The following is a 16,833-nucleotide window of genomic DNA, read 5'->3' on the forward strand; positions in this document are numbered from 1 at the left end:
AATGACTGATTTTACGACTGCTATGCAGCCGAACGCAGCCTCGCGGGCTCGGCAGCTGCTACAGATCGCATTACCGCTTAACTGACTGGCACTAGACCCGGCGGGTGTTTAATTTTCCTGCTTGAAACGGATTCCTTCAGTCATTTCCCGCCAGATTTTCTGTCATGGCTGACCGAAACGCAGGCAATCACCTACAAGACTTTACGACATCGCCGTAGCCCTTTGGCACAGGCATTTCGCCCCTTTTTCGGGCACGAGCAAACCACTCGAAAATTCACTAGACAGGCAGTACGCGATGATTAAATACTCCATTCAACGGACTGTTAAAACACTTGCCACGCTCATCCAGCAGGAGCCCGGATGCCCTTTCTCGAACACCCGATCAACGCGTCTGGTCAGGCATTGCCTGCGGCCGAACCACCCGGTCCTCGTTTAATGCGGTCCATCCCGGTAAACATCCGACAAAAAGAAGAGTGGCGCCTGATAACGTTCAGATGACCACCGATTTAATGTGTGGGAAAAACCGACAGTGATAGTCAGGTTCGGCTCCAATCGCCGAATCGTTTGATACAGGAGTGTCTCCATGCTGGTCTTGCGTCCAGTCGAGTTGGCCGACCTGCCCCAGTTGCAGAGGCTCGCCCGTGAAAGCCTCGTGGGCGTCACGTCCCTACCCGACGACAGCGAACGGTTGCGCGCAAAAGTCCTCGATTCCTGTGCCTCGTTCGAGAAGGACGTCGAGGCTCATGGCCCGGAAAACTATTTCTTTGTACTCGAAGACCTGACGACACGGCACCTGGCCGGCTGCTCGGAAATCCTCGCCACGGCGGGGTACAACGAGCCGTTCTACAGCCTGCGCAACCGGCACTTCACCAGTGCCTCGCGGGAACTGAACATCGAGCACGGCGTACCGGCCTTGTCGTTGTGTCACGACCTCAGTGGCCACACCTTGCTGCGGGGCTTCCATATCGATGCCGCGCGGGTGCGCAGCGCGCATTCCGAACTGCTGTCGCGGGCGCGTCTGCTATTCATCGCCGCCCACGCCCGGCGTTTTTCCGACACGGTGATCACCGAGATCGTCGGCTACAGCAGCGATGAAGGTCACTCGCCTTTTTGGGACGCCGTGGGCAAGCATTTCTTCGACTTGCCCTACATCGAGGCCGAACGGCTTTGCGGCCTGCAGAGCCGTACCTTTCTCGCCGAACTGATGCCGCATTATCCGATCTACGTGCCCATGCTGCCCCAAGCGGCACAGGACTGCATCGGCAGCATCCACCCCGATGGCCAGGAAGCTTTCGATATCCTCGAACGGGAAGGCTTTGAAACCAACAGTTACATCGATCTGTTCGATGGCGGCCCGACACTCTGCGCACGCACCTCGGGCATTCGCTCCATTGCCCGCAGCCAGTGTGGCGTGACGCAGCCTGGCCCGGTGATCGATGCCCGTGGCAGCTTTCTGGTGAGCAACGAGTCCCTGAAGGATTATCGGGCCATCGTCGCCGATCTTGATCACATCCCCGGGCAACCCGTGACCCTGGACGCTGCCATGTGCGAGGCGCTGAAGGTGACCGAGGGCAGCCCCATCAGGCTGGTTGCCCTGTGAATACCCAGCAGATTCAACGCCCAGGCACACGCGCACAAGGAACCGCCGCATGATTGTCCGTCCGGTCCAGATCACCGACCTGCCCGCCCTGCTCACCCTGGTGCGCCAGGCCGTTCCGGGACTTACCAGCCTGCCGGCCGACGAAGAGCGCCTGGCCCACCGGATTCGCTGGGCCCAACGCACCTTCGCAGGTCAGGTCGACCGGGGCGATGCCGATTACCTGTTCGTGCTCGAGGACGATGAGCAGCAAGTGGTGGGCGTCAGCGCCCTGACGGGAGGCGTCGGTCTGCGCGAGCCCTGGTACAACTACCGGGTCGGACTGACGGTCAGCGCGTCAGCGGACCTGGGTATCCAGCGCCAGATCCCGACCCTGTTCCTGAGCAATGAATTGACCGGGCAATCGGAAGTCTGCTCGTTGTACCTGCGCCCCGATCAGCGCCAGGGCAGCAACGGCCGTTTGCTTTCCCTCGGGCGCTTGTTGTTTGTGGCCGAGTTTACCCAGCTGTTCGGCAACCGGCTCATCGCCGAACTGCGCGGCAGAGCCGACGAACGAGGCGGCTCGCCGTTCTGGGACAGCCTCGGCCGGCACTTTTTCAAGATGGATTTCAGCCACGCCGATCACTTGTCCGGGCTGGGCAACAAGTCGTTCATCGCCGAACTGATGCCGCGCCAGCCGCTGTACACCTGCCTGCTCACCGAACAGGCCCGGGCGGTGATCGGCAAGGCCCACCCCAATACCGAGCCGGCCCTGAAAATCCTCAGCGCCGAAGGTTTTGCCCACCAGGGCTACATCGATATTTTCGACGGCGGGCCGGTCATCGAAGCCCCGGTTTCCGGGATCCGTACAGTGCGCGACAGCCAACCGTTGTCACTGGCCATCGGCTCGCCGGACGAGAAAGCGCCCCTCTGGCTGATTCACAACCGCCGCCTGGAAAACTGTCGTATCACCTGCGCCCCGGCCCGCCAGGTGGGCAACAGCCTGGTGGTTGATCGCCTGACCGCCAAGCGTCTGCAGCTGCAACCCGCAGACTCGGTGCGCGCCGTACCGTTGCCAGACCAACGGCAACAGGCCGTGGCGGCGTGATTATCAGTTCCATCGCTGCGACGTCAATCGGCCTAACCCAGCAAATTCGTCATCATTCTCCCCTGGCGCGCGTGATAGCCTTTTATTTCTTCGGCGTTGACACTTTTGCTCAAGCCCTTCCATTCCATTGGTGGAACTCATATGTCCAGGCTTTCCCATCAAGATTTGCGCCGCAATTTTCGCCAACTGTTCGCCTCCGACACCTGCTACCACACGGCCTCGGTGTTCGACCCGATGTCGGCTCGCATCGCCGCCGACCTGGGCTTCGAAGTCGGGATCCTCGGGGGGTCGGTCGCTTCGTTGCAAGTGCTGGGCGCCCCCGACTTTGCCCTGATCACCCTCAGTGAATTCGCTGAACAGGCCACCCGCATCGGCCGTGTCGCCCAGTTGCCGGTGATCGCCGACGCCGACCACGGCTACGGCAACGCGCTCAACGTCATGCGCACCATCGTCGAACTCGAACGGGCCGGCGTCGCTGCGCTGACCATCGAAGACACCCTGCTGCCCGCTCAATTCGGCCGTAAATCCACCGACCTGATCACGGTCGCCGAAGGCGTCGGCAAGATCCGCGCGGCGCTCGAAGCCCGCTGCGATTCGGAGATGGCAATCATCGCCCGCACCCACGCCGGGATTCTGCCGGTGCAGGAAATCATCAGCCGCACCCGGCAATACCAGAGTGCCGGCGCCGACGGGATCTGCATGGTGGGCATCAAGGACTTCGACCACCTGGAGCAGATCGCCGAACACCTGAGCGTGCCGCTGATGCTGGTGACCTATGGCAACCCGCTGCTACGCGATGACAAGCGCCTGGCCGAACTGGGTGTGCGCGTGACCATCGACGGCCACGGCGCGTACTTCGCCGCGATCAAGGCGACCTACGACAGCCTGCGCGAGCAACGCCAGATCCTCACCCAGACCTCGGACCTGAGCGCCACCGAGCTGACGCACACCTACACGCAACCCGAGGAATACATCCGCTTCGCGGAGGAGTTCATGAGCGTGAAGGAATGACGGTTTAAACCGACCCGCCGCCTTCGCGAGCAAGCTCGCTCCCACAGGTTTTGCAGTGGACGGTCACACCGAGTCGAGCAGTTCGCGATAGGGCTTCCCGTTCCCGCAGCAGATCACTCGATTGCGCCCGGTGGTCTTGGCTTCGTATAGCGCGTGATCGGCATCATTGAGCCAAAGCGTCGCGTCGGCGTGGGCCGGATTGAATGACGCCAAGCCAATGCTCAGGCTGACTTTCAGCGCCGGATTCCGCTCGTACCCCAAGGTGGCGAAGCGAACGCGCAGGGCATCCATGACGGCGATGGCGCGGTTCAGGGGCAGGTCCGGAAGGATCACGCAGAACTCGTCACCGCCGTAGCGCCCTGCTACATCGGTCGCTCGCAGGTTCTGCTTGAGCATTTTGCTCAACTGACGCAAGACGATGTCGCCGGCAACATGGCCGTAGGTGTCGTTGATGACTTTGAAATGGTCGATGTCGATCAGGGCGATCGCTCCACCTTTTTGCTGGCCTTTACAACGCTGGAACTCGATCTCCAGTTGGTCCTTCCAGGTGCCATGGTTCAGCAGGCCTGTCAGGCTGTCGGTGCGGCTCAGAGCCAGCAGTTCGCGCTTCTGACAGCCGAGGGTATGGGCCTGGCGGAAGCAGATCCAGCCCAGCGCCAGTGGATACAGGCACAGCAACGGCAAACAGGCATAGAGCTGCACCGCGCTGGTGGCAGGAATGAACGCCGGGGCGAAAATCTGCAGGCCAACGCCCACGCCCAGGATTTGCGCGGCTGTCCCGGCCAGCAGAAAGCGCAAGCCGCCTATGGCCACGTTGTTCATGGCCATCATGGAAATGGTGGTCGCGCTGGGCAGTGGATTGAATTGCATCGCGGCAATCCAGAAGCCGCCGAGAAAGGCATCGATCAGCAGATTGCGGTGTTCGGCATGATAGGGCGTCCTGGCCCGGCGAGCCAATTGGTAAGCCAGATGCGGCCAGACCAGGCCATTGAACCACATGAACCCCCAGACCCAGGGCGCCGGATCGAGTGGATACATTGCCGCGCTCACACACACCAGCCCCAGGGCCAACCCCAGGATCCGCGATGTATAGAGCCTCCTGGCCAATGAAAACCCCTTTCCTCCCGCTTTTGCCATAGGGCCTCTGTGCCACTCGACGGAATGCGATTACAGCCTGTGCCTTTGCGCTGGAGTCTATCAGGGTGAGATTAAATAGCCATCACCGACTGACAAGCTGAATATCGCGACATCACGCTCACATAAAAGCAAAGGCCTCACCCCGGAAACGGCTATACATGAAAGTAGGGGTTGATCGATGACCATAGAGGAAGCCCATGCAGACCTTTCAAGTATTGATCATCGGCAGCGGGTTTGGCGGCCAATGTGCAGCAATCAATTTGCTCAAGGCCGGCATCGACGATTTCCGCCTGCTGGAGCGGCGGGATTTCTTCGGCGGCACCTGGTGCCAGAACACCTACCCCGGCGCGGCAGTCGACGTGCCCTCGCCGCTGTACTCCCTGTCCTTCGCCCCGTATCGCTGGACGCAAATGTTCGCCGAACAGGCCGAACTGCACCGCTATACCCGCCACGTGGTGGAGCACTTCGGCCTGCGGGACAAGGTGGAACTGGACGCCAATGTCGAACGCGTCGAATGGGACGACACCATCAAATGCTGGACGGTATACACCGCCGGCAAAGGCACGTTCTGCGCGCAGTTCCTGATCAACGCGACCGGGCCGCTGAGTCAACCGGTGGTGCCGCACTTCGACGGGCAGGAACGCTTCCAGGGCAAGACGTTCCACACCAACAACTGGGATCACGGCTACGACTATCGGCAAAAACGCGTGGCCATCGTCGGCAGCGGTGCCAGTGCGGCACAGGTCATTCCGGCCATTGCCCCGGACGTCGGGCACTTGCATGTGTTCCAGCGCACGCCTCACTGGGTATTGCCCCGGGCTGATCGCCGCTTTGGCCGCTTCCAGCGCTGGCTGCTGGGGCTCAAACCCGCCTACAAACTGCTGCGCTGGGGTATCTACTGGCAATTCGAAACCCGGGTGTTTGGCTTCAAGTATTCGAAGCCGGCCGTGCACATGGTCCAGCGCCAGGCCCTGCACTTCCTCGAACGCCAGGTGCCGGACGCCGAACTGCGGCGCAAACTGACGCCGGACTACACCATCGGCTGCAAACGGGTGATTTTGTCCAGCACGCTGTACCCGGCCCTGGCCCGCCGCAATGTGACCCTGCACAGCCGCGAGCAAGGCATCGCGTCCATCGACGAGACCGGCATCGTGACCCTCGATGGCCAGCACATCGACCTGGACCTGATCGTCTGGTCCACCGGCTACGACGCCACCGACGGGGTGATTTCCTACCCGGTAACGGGCAAAAACGGCACCCGTCTCAAGGAGGTCTGGGCGCAGTACCCACGGGCCTACCTCGGCACCGCCCTGCCCGACTTTCCCAACCTGTTCATCGTCACCGGGCCGAACACCGGCATCGGCCACACGTCGGCACTGTTCATCATCGAATCCCAGATGAATTACATCCTCGACTGCATTCGCACCTTGAAGACTCAAGGTTTACGCAGCATCGAAGTTCGCCATGAGGCGGAACGTACCTACACTGAAATGATCCACCGGGAAATGGAACGCACGGTGTGGAAATCCGGTGGTTGCCACAGTTGGTATCAAAGCAAGAGCGGTCATGTGATTGCCATGTTTCCGGGATTCAGCTTCAGCTTTCATCGCTTGACCCGAGCGCTGAAACCCGCCGATCACATTTTGTCCTGAGCAGAAAGAAGGGAGACGCGTGATGCTTTTGTTGTTCGTCGTTCTCGCAGTGTTTGTTGCCTGGAGCTGGCTGACCTATCCGGCCATCGGCTACTGGCTCTATGACTTGAGCATGGCGGCCGAGGCCAAGCTGTACCGGCTGCACAAGATCGTCGTGCCCATCCCCGAAATGACCGTCTCGACCTGGCAAGGCGGGCCGTACGAGGCCACCAGCAATGTGCTGATGCTCCATGGCTTCAGCGCCGACAAGAACCTCTGGCTGCGTTTCGCCCGGCACTTTGTCAGCAGCCATCGGGTGATCATCCCGGACATCGCCGGCCATGGCGAAACCGGCTTCAAGGCGGGCGGCGGCTACGACATCCCGCTGCAGGCCAAACGCATGATCCAGTTGCTGGACGTGTGCGGCGTGGAGAAAGTCCATGTCATCGGCAACTCCATGGGTGGCTATATGGCGGCCTGGCTTGCGGCCAAGTATCCGGAGCGCATTGTGTCCGTGGCTCTGATCGACCCGGCCGGGGTCACCGCCCCCGAGCCCAGTGACCTTGAGCGGCATTTGGCCAAGGGCCACAACCCGTTTCTGATTCATTCGCGGGAAGAGTTCCGGCGTTTCTACGCCATGACCATGGCTTCGCCGCCCTGGGTACCGAAACTGGTGCTCGATGCCGTCGCCCAGCGCTATGAACAGTCCCGCGAGGAGCTGGAAGAAATCTTCCGCGAATTTCGCGCCAGCCCGCCGATGGAACCGCACCTGCCCGACATCACCGCCCCGGCGCTGTTGCTGTGGGGGCGCAAGGACCGGTTGATCGATGTCAGCAGCGTAGCGGTCTGGAGCAAGGGCATCGCCGACCTGCGCGTGCATATCTGGGACGCCATCGGGCACATGCCCATGGTGGAAGCACCCTACGGTTCGGCGCGCCTGTATCGCGAGTTTTTGGCATCGCTGCGTTCGGAGAGCCCTCAGGATCAACGACTTCACTAGGTTTGCAGTCCTTTGCAGAATGAAGTTCGTCAGAAACTTCGTTTGTCGGCGTCGCGCAAGGCTGCGATCTTTCGTCCATCCTTTTCGTCACCGCGCCAGGAATCCTGTTCATGAACCACCCGAACTTCGTCAGCCCTGACCTGATCCGCCAACGCTTCTCCAAAGCGATGTCCGACATGTACCGCGAGGAAGTGCCGTTGTACGGCGCGTTGATGGAACTGGTGGAACAGACCAACCGTCACGTGCTGGACAGCGATGGGCAAATCCTGCGGCAGCTCACCAGCACCGGCGAAATCGAACGCCTGGACCTGGAACGTCATGGGGCGATCCGCGTCGGCACGTCTGATGAACTGGCGACCCTCGCCCGCCTGTTCGCGGTAATGGGCATGCAACCGGTGGGTTACTACGACCTGACACCGGCCGGCGTGCCGGTGCATTCCACGGCGTTTCGCGCGGTGCATGAAACGTCGCTGCAGGTCAGCCCGTTCCGGGTGTTCACCTCGTTGTTGCGCCTGGAATTGATCGAAGACCTGGAGCTGCGCGCCTTCGCCCAGTCGATACTCGACCAACGCTCGATCTTCACCCCAATGGCCCTCACGCTCATCGAACGCGCCGAATCCCGGGGTGGCCTGACCGAACAGGAAGCCCTGGAGTTCGTCGAACAGGCACTGGAAACATTTCGCTGGCACCACAGCGCCACCGTCACCGCCGAGCAGTATCGACAGCTCAGCGCCCAGCATCGTCTGATCGCCGACGTCGTGGCGTTCAAGGGCCCGCACATCAACCACCTGACACCACGGACCCTGGACATCGACATCGTCCAGGCGCAGATGCCGGCCCATGGCATCACCCCCAAAGCGGTGATCGAAGGCCCGCCCCGCCGCCAGTGCCCGATCCTGCTGCGCCAGACCAGTTTCAAGGCCCTGGACGAGCCGATTGCCTTCACCGATCAAAGCGAGGCGCGCGGCAGCCACAGTGCCCGGTTCGGCGAGATCGAACAACGCGGTGCCGCCCTCACGCCCAAGGGCCGCGCACTCTACGACCGCTTGCTCAATGCCGCACGGGACGAACTCAAGGACTTCCCCAACGAAGCCAACGCCGCGCGCTATAACGCCCTGATGACACAGCATTTCAGCGAGTTCCCTGACACTTGGGAAGGCATGCGCCAACAGGGCCTGGCTTACTTCCGCTACTTCGTGACGGAAAAAGGCCTGGCGGCGGGCGACCTGAAAAACGCGCCCCTGGAAGACCTGCTCAGCGACGGTTACCTGCGGGTTGAACCGCTGGTGTACGAAGACTTCCTGCCGGTCAGCGCGGCGGGGATTTTTCAGTCAAACCTGGGGGATGCGGCGCAAACCCGTTACGGGTTGCACTCCAATCAGCAGGCGTTCGAAAAGGCCCTGGGGCGTTCGACGATCGATGAATTGGCGTTGTATGCCGAGAGCCAGCGGCGCTCGATCGAACAGTGTTTCACCACGTTGGCCGATGTTGTTCAGGCCAATGAAAAACATGTTTGAAGGATTTGTCACCACTCAATAAAAAAGGTTCTTCACGGAATCCCGGGAAACACCGAAAACGCAATACCTGTAGGAGCCAGCCTGCTGGCGATGGACTCAAGTGCACCGGGTTTATCCAGATCACCCGCGTAATCGTTAACGACCATCGCTGGCAAGCCAGCTCCCACAAGGGATCGTGCCCACGCTGAAATCCAAAAAAAACGGGCGACCCGCAGGTCGCCCGTTTTTTTATATCCGAAACTTTCAATACAACCAATAAAGTGTTCGCCCAGTGCAATGGCCTCGGCAATCCATGCACTGGTAAAGAGCCGCACACTGGGCGAACGGAAAGCATTTTAATAGATGAGAATCAATATGTCCGCTCTGCAAAGATGAAATTTATCGACACAATGTTTAAGGAAATGTCGACTTGATTACGACGCCGCACAGCGCTTTAAACGTGTCCGTTAAACGCTATGAGCTGATTATTCCTGTACAAGACTTCTACAAAAACAATCAGCCCATATAACTCAATCTCAGTGCTTGCTGGTCACCGTCAATATGTCGGTGTAAACCACGTTAACGCTTTGTCCGACTTTCAAGTCCTTGAGTTTTGCCTGGACTTCAGGTCGCTTGACGTCAACCGTCTTGGACTTGCCTTCCGGGTTTTCAAAAGTCACCTGGTGTTTTTTCTGGTCGATGTGGGTGATTTTCAGCTGCACTTTCACTTGACGGTAAGCTTCGCCGCCAGGGTTGTCGCTACCGGGTGCTGCGCGCACTTCGCCAGTGGCTTCGGCAGTGCCCGGCAGGCCTTTGTCGACATCGGTGTCGAGGAAGGCGGCAACGGCGCTGGTGACCCTGATGTCGACCGTGTCGCCGGCCTTGAGGTTGTCGAGGTTTTTCGCCTTTTCGGTCAGTTGCACAGGGAATTCATTACCCTGCGGGCCTTTGAGGACCACGATACGGTTTGCGGTATCTACCGAAACGACTTGGGTGGCGACCTGATCGACCACCACAACTTCGGACAACGGGAGTTCGGCGGCAACCGCACCGAAACTGGCGGCAGACAGCAAGGTGGCGAGGGTGATGGCTTTGGTCAGTGCGTGGCGTTTCATAGGCAGAACTTTCCCTGTGATGAATGACAACAGACGGCGTTGACGCAAAGCGCAATGCCATGTGTGCGATGAGCATAGACGCTGTTCAGCGAGTGGTCGCAGCAGGCCGCTGATTTTCGTGACGCAGGGTACTAGTACCCGGTCATTTCCAGATATCCGTTCCCTGCATGACTGCCACTGAGGCGCACCGGGCCTTCCCAGTACGGTATGCGCAAGTCCATCCAGGACTGGGGGTTGAGCGCAGTGATGACGATATCGAGGTGTCTGGAGGGGATCCTGATCGACCAGCGAACGGGCATGTCGCGCCCGGCCACGCCGGCCCTGTCTTGCGGTGTCAGGCTGATGTCGCCGGCGTGCAGCAATTGTGTCTGCCCCCGGGCGTCGATCCAGGTGCCAGTGAGGTAAGGCTCGCCGTCCTTTTGCCGCATGCGATACAGCATCACCTGCTCGCCGCTGTCCAGGTGCAGGGAGAACCAGTCCCAACCAGTCTGGTTGCTCGTCAGGGGCTGGCTGCTCCATTCCCGGTCGAGCCAGGCCGGGCCACTGACCTGGAAGGTCTGGCCTTCGATTTCCAGGGTGCCGCGGGCCTGGAAAAACGGCTGGCTGTAGTAGTAAGAGGCCTGGCCCTGTTCGGATTTCTGGCTGAAGCCCCGGTCCCCCTGAAGCACCAGCGGACCTGTCGAGGTCAACCGCAGCCGGTAGCTGAAACGCTTGTCGCGGGCGCTGAGCAGCAGGTCGGCCAACGGATCGTCGGCTGTCGCCTGGCTGCTCAGTTGCCAGTCGTCGATCCATGCATTGAACGGCGCAACGCTGACACCGGCCTGACCGACGCCGCCACGGGCATAGCGTTCAGCCGCGTGATGCACCGTCGCCGACGTCACCGCCGCATGACCGAGCCAGATCGTCTGATTCTGCCAGCCTGCTACCTCGGGGGTGGCTTTCAAGGCGCTGCGGAACAGCGTCCATTGCGCGCCGAACTCATGCTCCTGAGCGTCCTTCAGGTTGGCGGTGATGTACCACCATTCGATGCGAAAGCCATCGTGCGGTGCGTGATCCGCCGGGAAGCTGAACACCCGGCCGGGCACCACCGGGGTAAACGCAGCGGCCTGGTTGCCCAGCCCGGCAAAGCCCTTTTGCTCCGGTGCCGGTTGATCGCAACCGCTCGCCAGCAACGCCAGCAGCAATACGCCGAATTTAATCTTCATGGGCAAACGTCCGCAGCAAGTCCGCCGGTTGCGTGCGATACAAACGGAACAACGGCCAGGCCGAAGCCAGTAACGTCGCCACCAGCGCCAGCCCCATCAACTGCAACAGTTGCAAGGGGAACACCCGCAAAGGCAAGCGCCAGCCAAAGGCCTGCACGTTGATCACCGTGTCCAGGCACCACGCCAGGGCGATGCCCAGCGGCAACGCCAGCACCAGGGTCAATATCGCCAGCAGCCAGGTTTGCCCAAGGTTGAGCAACATCAGATGCCGACGGGTCACGCCCAAGGCCCACAGCGGCGCCAGTTGCCCGAGACGGCTCTGGCTTTGGGTCAGCAGGCTGATGAACAGCGCCACCCCGGCCACGCACAACGTCAGGCTGTTGAGCGCGGCGGTGGCGGCGAAGGTGCGTTCGAAGACTTGCGTGGACCAGCCCTTGAGCCGCGCCTGATCGACGATGCGGCTGTCCTCCAGGGTAAAACGCGCCTGCAGCGCCGTGACGAACGCCGGGATCGATGCCGGTTCGATACGCAGATTGAAGCGGTTCGGTGTCAGTTGCGGCCAGCCGCGCAGCAGGTGGTGGATGTTCACCAGAATGTGGCCCTTGGGATTGCCGTAGTCGGCATAGATCCCGACGATCCGCGGCGACCACGGGCCGGTGGGGGTCGGCAGGGTCAGGTGGTCGCCCAGTTGCACGTGGAGGCGCCGGGCCAGTTGCTCGCTGAGCATCACCGCATCGTCCTTGGCCAGGCGCTCCCAAGGGTTTTCGCCCAAGGCTTCGAGTAACGGCCAGTGCTGGCGGTAGGTCGGGTGATCGATGATCCCGGACAGGTCCGTCGGCCAGCCCTGCAACTGGATCGAAACCTGCCAGTTGGGCAGCACCGCCGCCAGTTGCGGCTGCTGGTTGAGCCAGCCGTGCAGCTCCCTGGCCTGGGCCGGGGTCTGTGGGTTGAGGTAGAGCTCGGCCGTCAGCCGTTGTTCGAGCCAGTCGCTGAAGGTCTGGCGAAAGCCTGCGGTCATGCTGCCGGCACCGATGTTCGCCGCCATGGCCAACAGCAGCGCCATCAAGGCCAGGCTCAGGGCCGGCAGTTGCTGGCGGCAATCGGCGACAAACCACTGGCCTAGCACGGAGCGACTGCGCTGTGAAACGAGACTGAGCAGCGCGCTGAGCGCCACCGGCAAGGCCAGCGCGGCACCGATCAACAGCGCCGCCATCAACACGAAGCCACTGACCAGGCTGTCGCCGAAGATCAGCGCCAACAGCGCTATCACCCCGGCCATTGCCGCCACCCCACCCTGGCGTCGCAACCAGCGTGCATGGGCCTGATGCCAGGCCTGCGGGTCGGCCAGCGCCAGCAATGGCAAACGCGCCGCCCGCAACAGACTGTTGACCCCGGCCAGCAACGCGCCGATCAGACTCAAGCCAATACCACTGAACCACCACGACAGGCTGAGGCTCAACTGCCCCGCCACTTCGGCACCGTACAAGCCACGCAGGCTGGCGGCGACATCGGGCAACAGCACGCCGGCCAGCAGGTAGCCGCTGACCACCCCGGCCACACCGCCGATCAGGGCCAGTCCACCCAATTCGACGGCGAGACAAGCGATCAGCATGCGCGCACTCACACCGCAGGCACGCAGGGTCCGCAGCAGGCTTCGCCGTTGCTCCAGCGCCAGCCCGATGGCGGCGTGCACGATAAACAGGCCGACCACGAACGACAGCACCCCCAGGGCATCGAGGTTCAGGTGAAAGCTTTCGGTCAGGCGCGTCAGGTTGTTTTCTTCGCCGGCGCGCTTGAGTTGCAACTGGCCCTTGAGCGGCGCCGGCAACGGCGCGGTGAAATCCTTCGGCAACAGCAGCCGCGACACTTGATCCGGCAACCCCAGAATCTGCTGAGCAAAACCGATGTCCACCAGCAGCACACCGGGCGCCATGTCGGCCTGCACCTGCAGCGGCGGCAGTGCCACGCCCGCCAGGTTCAGTGGCCGGTCACCCTCGCGCAAACCCAGTGTCTGCAAAGTCTGCGACGAGATCCAGGTGCTGCCCGGCGGACTGAAAAAACCGACCACCTGTTCAATCGCCAAGGCTTGCCCGGCCACCGCCGCGCCCGCCGGCAGCGATACCGGCTCGATGCCCATCAACTGCAAGCGCTGCTCTTCGTGCTCCTTGAGCGTGACCCGGCCTTGCAGCACCGGTGACACCGGCCACCCCGCGCGCCGCAAATTGATAAACCATTGCTGGGGGAAGGTGCCGCCACCGGGCGCAACAAGGCTGGCCTGGGGTTCGCCGCCGATCAACTGACTGGCACGGGCATAGCTGTCGCGGGCCTGGCTGTTGAGTGCCTGAACGCCGGTCAACAGACCGGTGGCCAGCCACAATCCGGTCAGCACACTGAAAAACTGCACCGGGTGCTGCCGCCAGTGGCTGAGCAGCGCCCGCAGGGTTTCGCCAAAGATGCGCATGTCAGCGCTCGCCCGCACCGGCCAGGCGACCGCCGCTCAGCAAGGCCTTTTCCGCCAGCCGTGCCGCCACGCCGGGACTGTGGGTGACCATCAACAGGCTGGTGGGGCTGTCGTCGAGCAATTCCAGCAGCAACTGCAACACCTCGGCGCCGGTGGTTTCATCGAGGCTGCCGGTGGGCTCGTCGGCCAGCAGCAATGGCGGGCGCGACGCCAGCGCCCGGCCCAGCGCAACCCGTTGCTGCTGGCCGCCGGACAGTTGCTCCGGGTAGCGCCGCAGCAGCTCACTCAGGCCCAGACGCTGCACCAGGTGTGCCTGCCAGCGCGGGTCATGGCGCCCCGCCAGACGTGCCTGGATCGCCAGGTTGTCTTCGACCCGCAGGCTGCCGATCAGGTTGAATTGCTGGAACACCAGGCCGATTTCCGTACGGCGCCAGTTCGCCAATTGCCCTTCATTCATCTGTTCCAGGCGATGCTCGCCACTGCGGATGCTGCCGCGATCGACCTTGTCCAGCCCGGCGATCAGGTGCAGCAAAGTGCTTTTGCCACTGCCCGACTCGCCCATCAGCGCCAGGCTGCTGCCGGGCCTGAGCGTCAGGTCGACGCCTTGCAGCACCGGCAGCGGCCCCTGCGGGGTGGCGTAGCTTTTGAAAACGCCATGGACTTCAAGCATGGGTCAACCTGCTGGATATGCATGGCCCAAGGATAGCGGCCTTGAATGCTTTTTGTCCGTTGCTGATGATCGCCCGGCCCGAGCCCCGCCCTACCCTCGAAGCTGGTCTGACCATAACGATAAAAAACGGAGACGCCATGCCTCGTTTCACCTTGAGCCCCCTTGGGCTGCTCGCTTGCCTGATCACTGTCTGCCTTGCGCAATCGGTGGTCGCCGCCGACGGACCGGTCGCGGCCAGCCCACAAACCACGGCCAGTAACGCCGCCGTGCTGCAACAACTGCCCTTCACCGACCGCACCGACTACGAGTCGGTCACCAAGGGCCTGATCGCGCCGTTCAAGGGCCAGGTCAAGGACGCCTCGGGCAAGGTCATCTGGGATATCCAGGCCTATGACTTCCTCGCCAAGGATAAGGCCCCGGAATCGGTCAACCCGAGCCTCTGGCGCCTGGCCCAGCTCAACGCCAATGCCGGATTGTTCGAAGTCAGCCCACGGCTGTATCAGGTGCGTGGCCTCGACCTGGCCAACATGACCATCATCGAAGGCGACGATGGGCTGATCATCATCGACCCGCTGACCATGGCCGAAACCGCCAAGGCAGCGCTGGACCTGTACTACCAGAACCGTCCGCACAAACCGGTGGTGGCGGTGATCTACAGCCACACCCACGTCGACCATTTCGGTGGCGTGCGCGGGGTCATCGACGAGGCCGACGTCAAGGCCGGCAAGGTCAAGGTGTTCGCCCCCGCCGGGTTCATGGAACACGTGATGAGCGAGAACGTCTATGCCGGCACCGCCATGAGCCGTCGCGCGCAGTTCCAGTTCGGCAGCCTGCTGCCCCGTGGCGATCACGGCCAGGTAGACGCGGGACTGGGCAAAAGCTCGCCGAGCGGCGGCACCGTCACCCTGATCCCGCCCACCGACCTGATCGACAAGGAACTGGAAACCCGCACCATCGCCGGCCTCGACGTGGAGTTCCAGTTGACCCCGGGCACCGAGGCGCCAGCGGAGATGAACCTGTACCTGCCGCAGTTGCGCGCCCTGTGCATGGCGGAAAACGCCACGCAAATGATGCACAACATCCTCACCCCCCGCGGCGCGCAAGTGCGTGACGCCAAGGCCTGGGCCGAGTACCTGGACGGCAGCCTGGCGCGTTACGGCGACAAGAGCGACGTGTTGTTCGCCCAGCACAACTGGCCGACCTGGGGTGGCGAACGCATCCGCACCTTCCTCGCCGATCAGCGCGACATGTACGCCTTCCTCAACGACCGCACCCTGCACCTGCTGAATCAGGGCCTGACGTCGCTGGAAGTCGCCGACTCGATCAAGAAACTGCCCGGCAGCCTGGACCAGAAGTGGTACACCCGCGGCTACTACGGCTCACTGAGTTTCAACACCCGGGCGGTATACCAGCGCTACATGGGTTTCTATGACGGCAACCCGGCCAACCTCCATCCGCTGCCGCCAGTGGAAACGGCCAAGCGCTCGGTCGAAGCCATGGGCGGCGAAGCGGCGGTGCTGGGGAAAATGCAGGCGGCGATGGCCAAGGGTGAATACCGCTGGGCCGCGCAACTGGGCAATCAGGTGCTGTTCGCCAACCCGGACAACGGCGACGCCCGTAAAGCCCAGGCCCAGGCGCTGGAGCAAATGGGCTATCAAAGTGAAAACGCCACTTGGCGCAACATGTACCTGACCGGTGCCATGGAACTGCGCAACGGCGTGCCGCCCAATGCCGGCACTTCGGTATCGGTGGACATGGTACGGGCGATGAGCCCGCAGATGTTCTTCGACTTCCTGGCTGTGCGCCTGGACAGTGAAAAGGCCGTAGGCCATGACCTGACCCTGAACTGGACCTTCGATGACCTGAACAAGGACTTCAACCTGACCCTGCGCAATGGCGTGCTGACCCACCGTGCCGGGCTCAATGCCCAGGCGGATGCCAGCGTGACCATGAGCAAGGCCACCCTGGAACAGATCAGCCTCAAGCAACTGGATATCCCGACGGCGATCCAGAAAAGCCTGATCAAACTGCAGGGCAATGGCAAGAAGCTTGGGGAGTTGATGAGCAGCCTCGATACGTTTGCGCCGCAGTTCAATATCGTTACGCCGTGAAACCAGGCTCGCTGCCACAGGATGAATGCAGTACCTGTGGGAGCGGGCTTGCCCGCGAAGGCTTTGTGTCAGGCGATGAGCATTTTGAGGGTGTACATATCCATTTCTGCGGTAACGGCGACTTACGGTTCCGCTCTTACAGCGGGTCACTTGGAAAAGCGGAACGCCACCCGGCCCCAAGTAACCAAGGGCTCTTGCCCCTGACGTTCGGTGCCTCGCCAAGGCTCGGCATTCCCTCGCTCCGGTCCTGCTCCGTGGGCCCGCCGCCATCGGCCATCCATGGCCGGGGGCGGCTAACCCGGCATCCATGCC

12 protein-coding genes are annotated in these 16,833 nt (G+C 61.9%); 7 read left to right on the forward strand and 5 right to left on the reverse strand.

The genetic code is table 11. The features are described from left to right. The first annotated feature begins 583 nt into the window (after positions 1 to 583). The 3 genes from PMI34_RS08125 (at position 584) to PMI34_RS08115 (ending at position 3,695) form a co-directional block, all read left to right on the forward strand. Positions 584 to 1,600 carry an arginine N-succinyltransferase gene (locus tag PMI34_RS08125; protein ID WP_008052110.1) on the forward strand — a complete coding sequence of 339 codons (1,017 nt, stop codon included), beginning with the start codon at positions 584 to 586 and terminating at the stop codon, positions 1,598 to 1,600. Between the two features lie 49 nt (positions 1,601 to 1,649). Beyond that, positions 1,650 to 2,684 carry an arginine N-succinyltransferase gene (gene astA, locus PMI34_RS08120; protein WP_008052111.1) on the forward strand — a complete coding sequence of 345 codons (1,035 nt, stop codon included), beginning with the start codon at positions 1,650 to 1,652 and terminating at the stop codon, positions 2,682 to 2,684. Between the two features lie 141 nt (positions 2,685 to 2,825). Next, positions 2,826 to 3,695, forward strand: coding sequence for an isocitrate lyase/PEP mutase family protein (locus PMI34_RS08115; RefSeq protein ID WP_008052116.1), 870 nt, complete (start codon positions 2,826 to 2,828; stop codon positions 3,693 to 3,695). Between the two features lie 63 nt (positions 3,696 to 3,758). Here the strand turns inward: PMI34_RS08115 and PMI34_RS08110 are convergent, their stop codons facing one another. Continuing rightward, complete coding sequence (locus PMI34_RS08110) at positions 3,759 to 4,832, reverse strand: diguanylate cyclase (RefSeq protein ID WP_008052117.1); 1,074 nt, start codon at positions 4,830 to 4,832, stop codon at positions 3,759 to 3,761. Between the two features lie 197 nt (positions 4,833 to 5,029). On the opposite strand from PMI34_RS08110, the gene PMI34_RS08105 reads away from it, so the two are divergent. From PMI34_RS08105 to hglS, 3 genes are all read left to right on the forward strand, one after another. After that, positions 5,030 to 6,484, forward strand: coding sequence for a flavin-containing monooxygenase (locus PMI34_RS08105; RefSeq protein WP_008052118.1), 1,455 nt, complete (start codon positions 5,030 to 5,032; stop codon positions 6,482 to 6,484). Between the two features lie 22 nt (positions 6,485 to 6,506). Then, complete coding sequence (locus PMI34_RS08100; RefSeq protein ID WP_008052119.1) at positions 6,507 to 7,463, forward strand: alpha/beta fold hydrolase; 957 nt, start codon at positions 6,507 to 6,509, stop codon at positions 7,461 to 7,463. 110 nt (positions 7,464 to 7,573) lie between these two features. After that, complete coding sequence (gene hglS / locus PMI34_RS08095) at positions 7,574 to 8,980, forward strand: 2-oxoadipate dioxygenase/decarboxylase HglS (RefSeq protein ID WP_008052120.1); 1,407 nt, start codon at positions 7,574 to 7,576, stop codon at positions 8,978 to 8,980. A 515-nt stretch (positions 8,981 to 9,495) separates the two neighbouring features. On the opposite strand, the gene PMI34_RS08090 is transcribed toward hglS, so the two are convergent. The 4 genes from PMI34_RS08090 to PMI34_RS08075 all read right to left on the reverse strand — a co-directional run bounded on the left by PMI34_RS08090 (position 9,496) and on the right by PMI34_RS08075 (position 14,410). Next, positions 9,496 to 10,074, reverse strand: coding sequence for a hypothetical protein (locus PMI34_RS08090; protein ID WP_008052121.1), 579 nt, complete (start codon positions 10,072 to 10,074; stop codon positions 9,496 to 9,498). Between the two features lie 131 nt (positions 10,075 to 10,205). Then, the gene (locus PMI34_RS08085) at positions 10,206 to 11,279 is read right to left on the reverse strand and encodes a lipocalin-like domain-containing protein (RefSeq protein WP_008052122.1); all 1,074 of its coding nucleotides are present in this window, start codon (positions 11,277 to 11,279) and stop codon (positions 10,206 to 10,208) included. After that, positions 11,269 to 13,740 carry an ABC transporter permease gene (locus PMI34_RS08080; RefSeq protein WP_008052123.1) on the reverse strand — a complete coding sequence of 824 codons (2,472 nt, stop codon included), beginning with the start codon at positions 13,738 to 13,740 and terminating at the stop codon, positions 11,269 to 11,271. The genes PMI34_RS08085 and PMI34_RS08080 overlap by 11 nt, the downstream gene beginning before the upstream one ends. 1 nt (position 13,741) lies before the next feature. Beyond that, positions 13,742 to 14,410 (reverse strand): ABC transporter ATP-binding protein, encoded by a 669-nt coding sequence (locus PMI34_RS08075; RefSeq protein WP_008052124.1) that lies wholly within the window; start codon positions 14,408 to 14,410, stop codon positions 13,742 to 13,744. A 137-nt stretch (positions 14,411 to 14,547) separates the two neighbouring features. On the opposite strand from PMI34_RS08075, the gene PMI34_RS08070 reads away from it, so the two are divergent. Further along, the gene (locus PMI34_RS08070; protein WP_008052125.1) at positions 14,548 to 16,521 is read left to right on the forward strand and encodes an alkyl/aryl-sulfatase; all 1,974 of its coding nucleotides are present in this window, start codon (positions 14,548 to 14,550) and stop codon (positions 16,519 to 16,521) included. The last annotated feature ends 312 nt before the right edge of the window (positions 16,522 to 16,833 follow it).

The sequence above is a fragment of the Pseudomonas sp. GM74 genome (assembly GCF_000282455.1).
In the GTDB taxonomy this organism is placed as follows: domain Bacteria; phylum Pseudomonadota; class Gammaproteobacteria; order Pseudomonadales; family Pseudomonadaceae; genus Aquipseudomonas.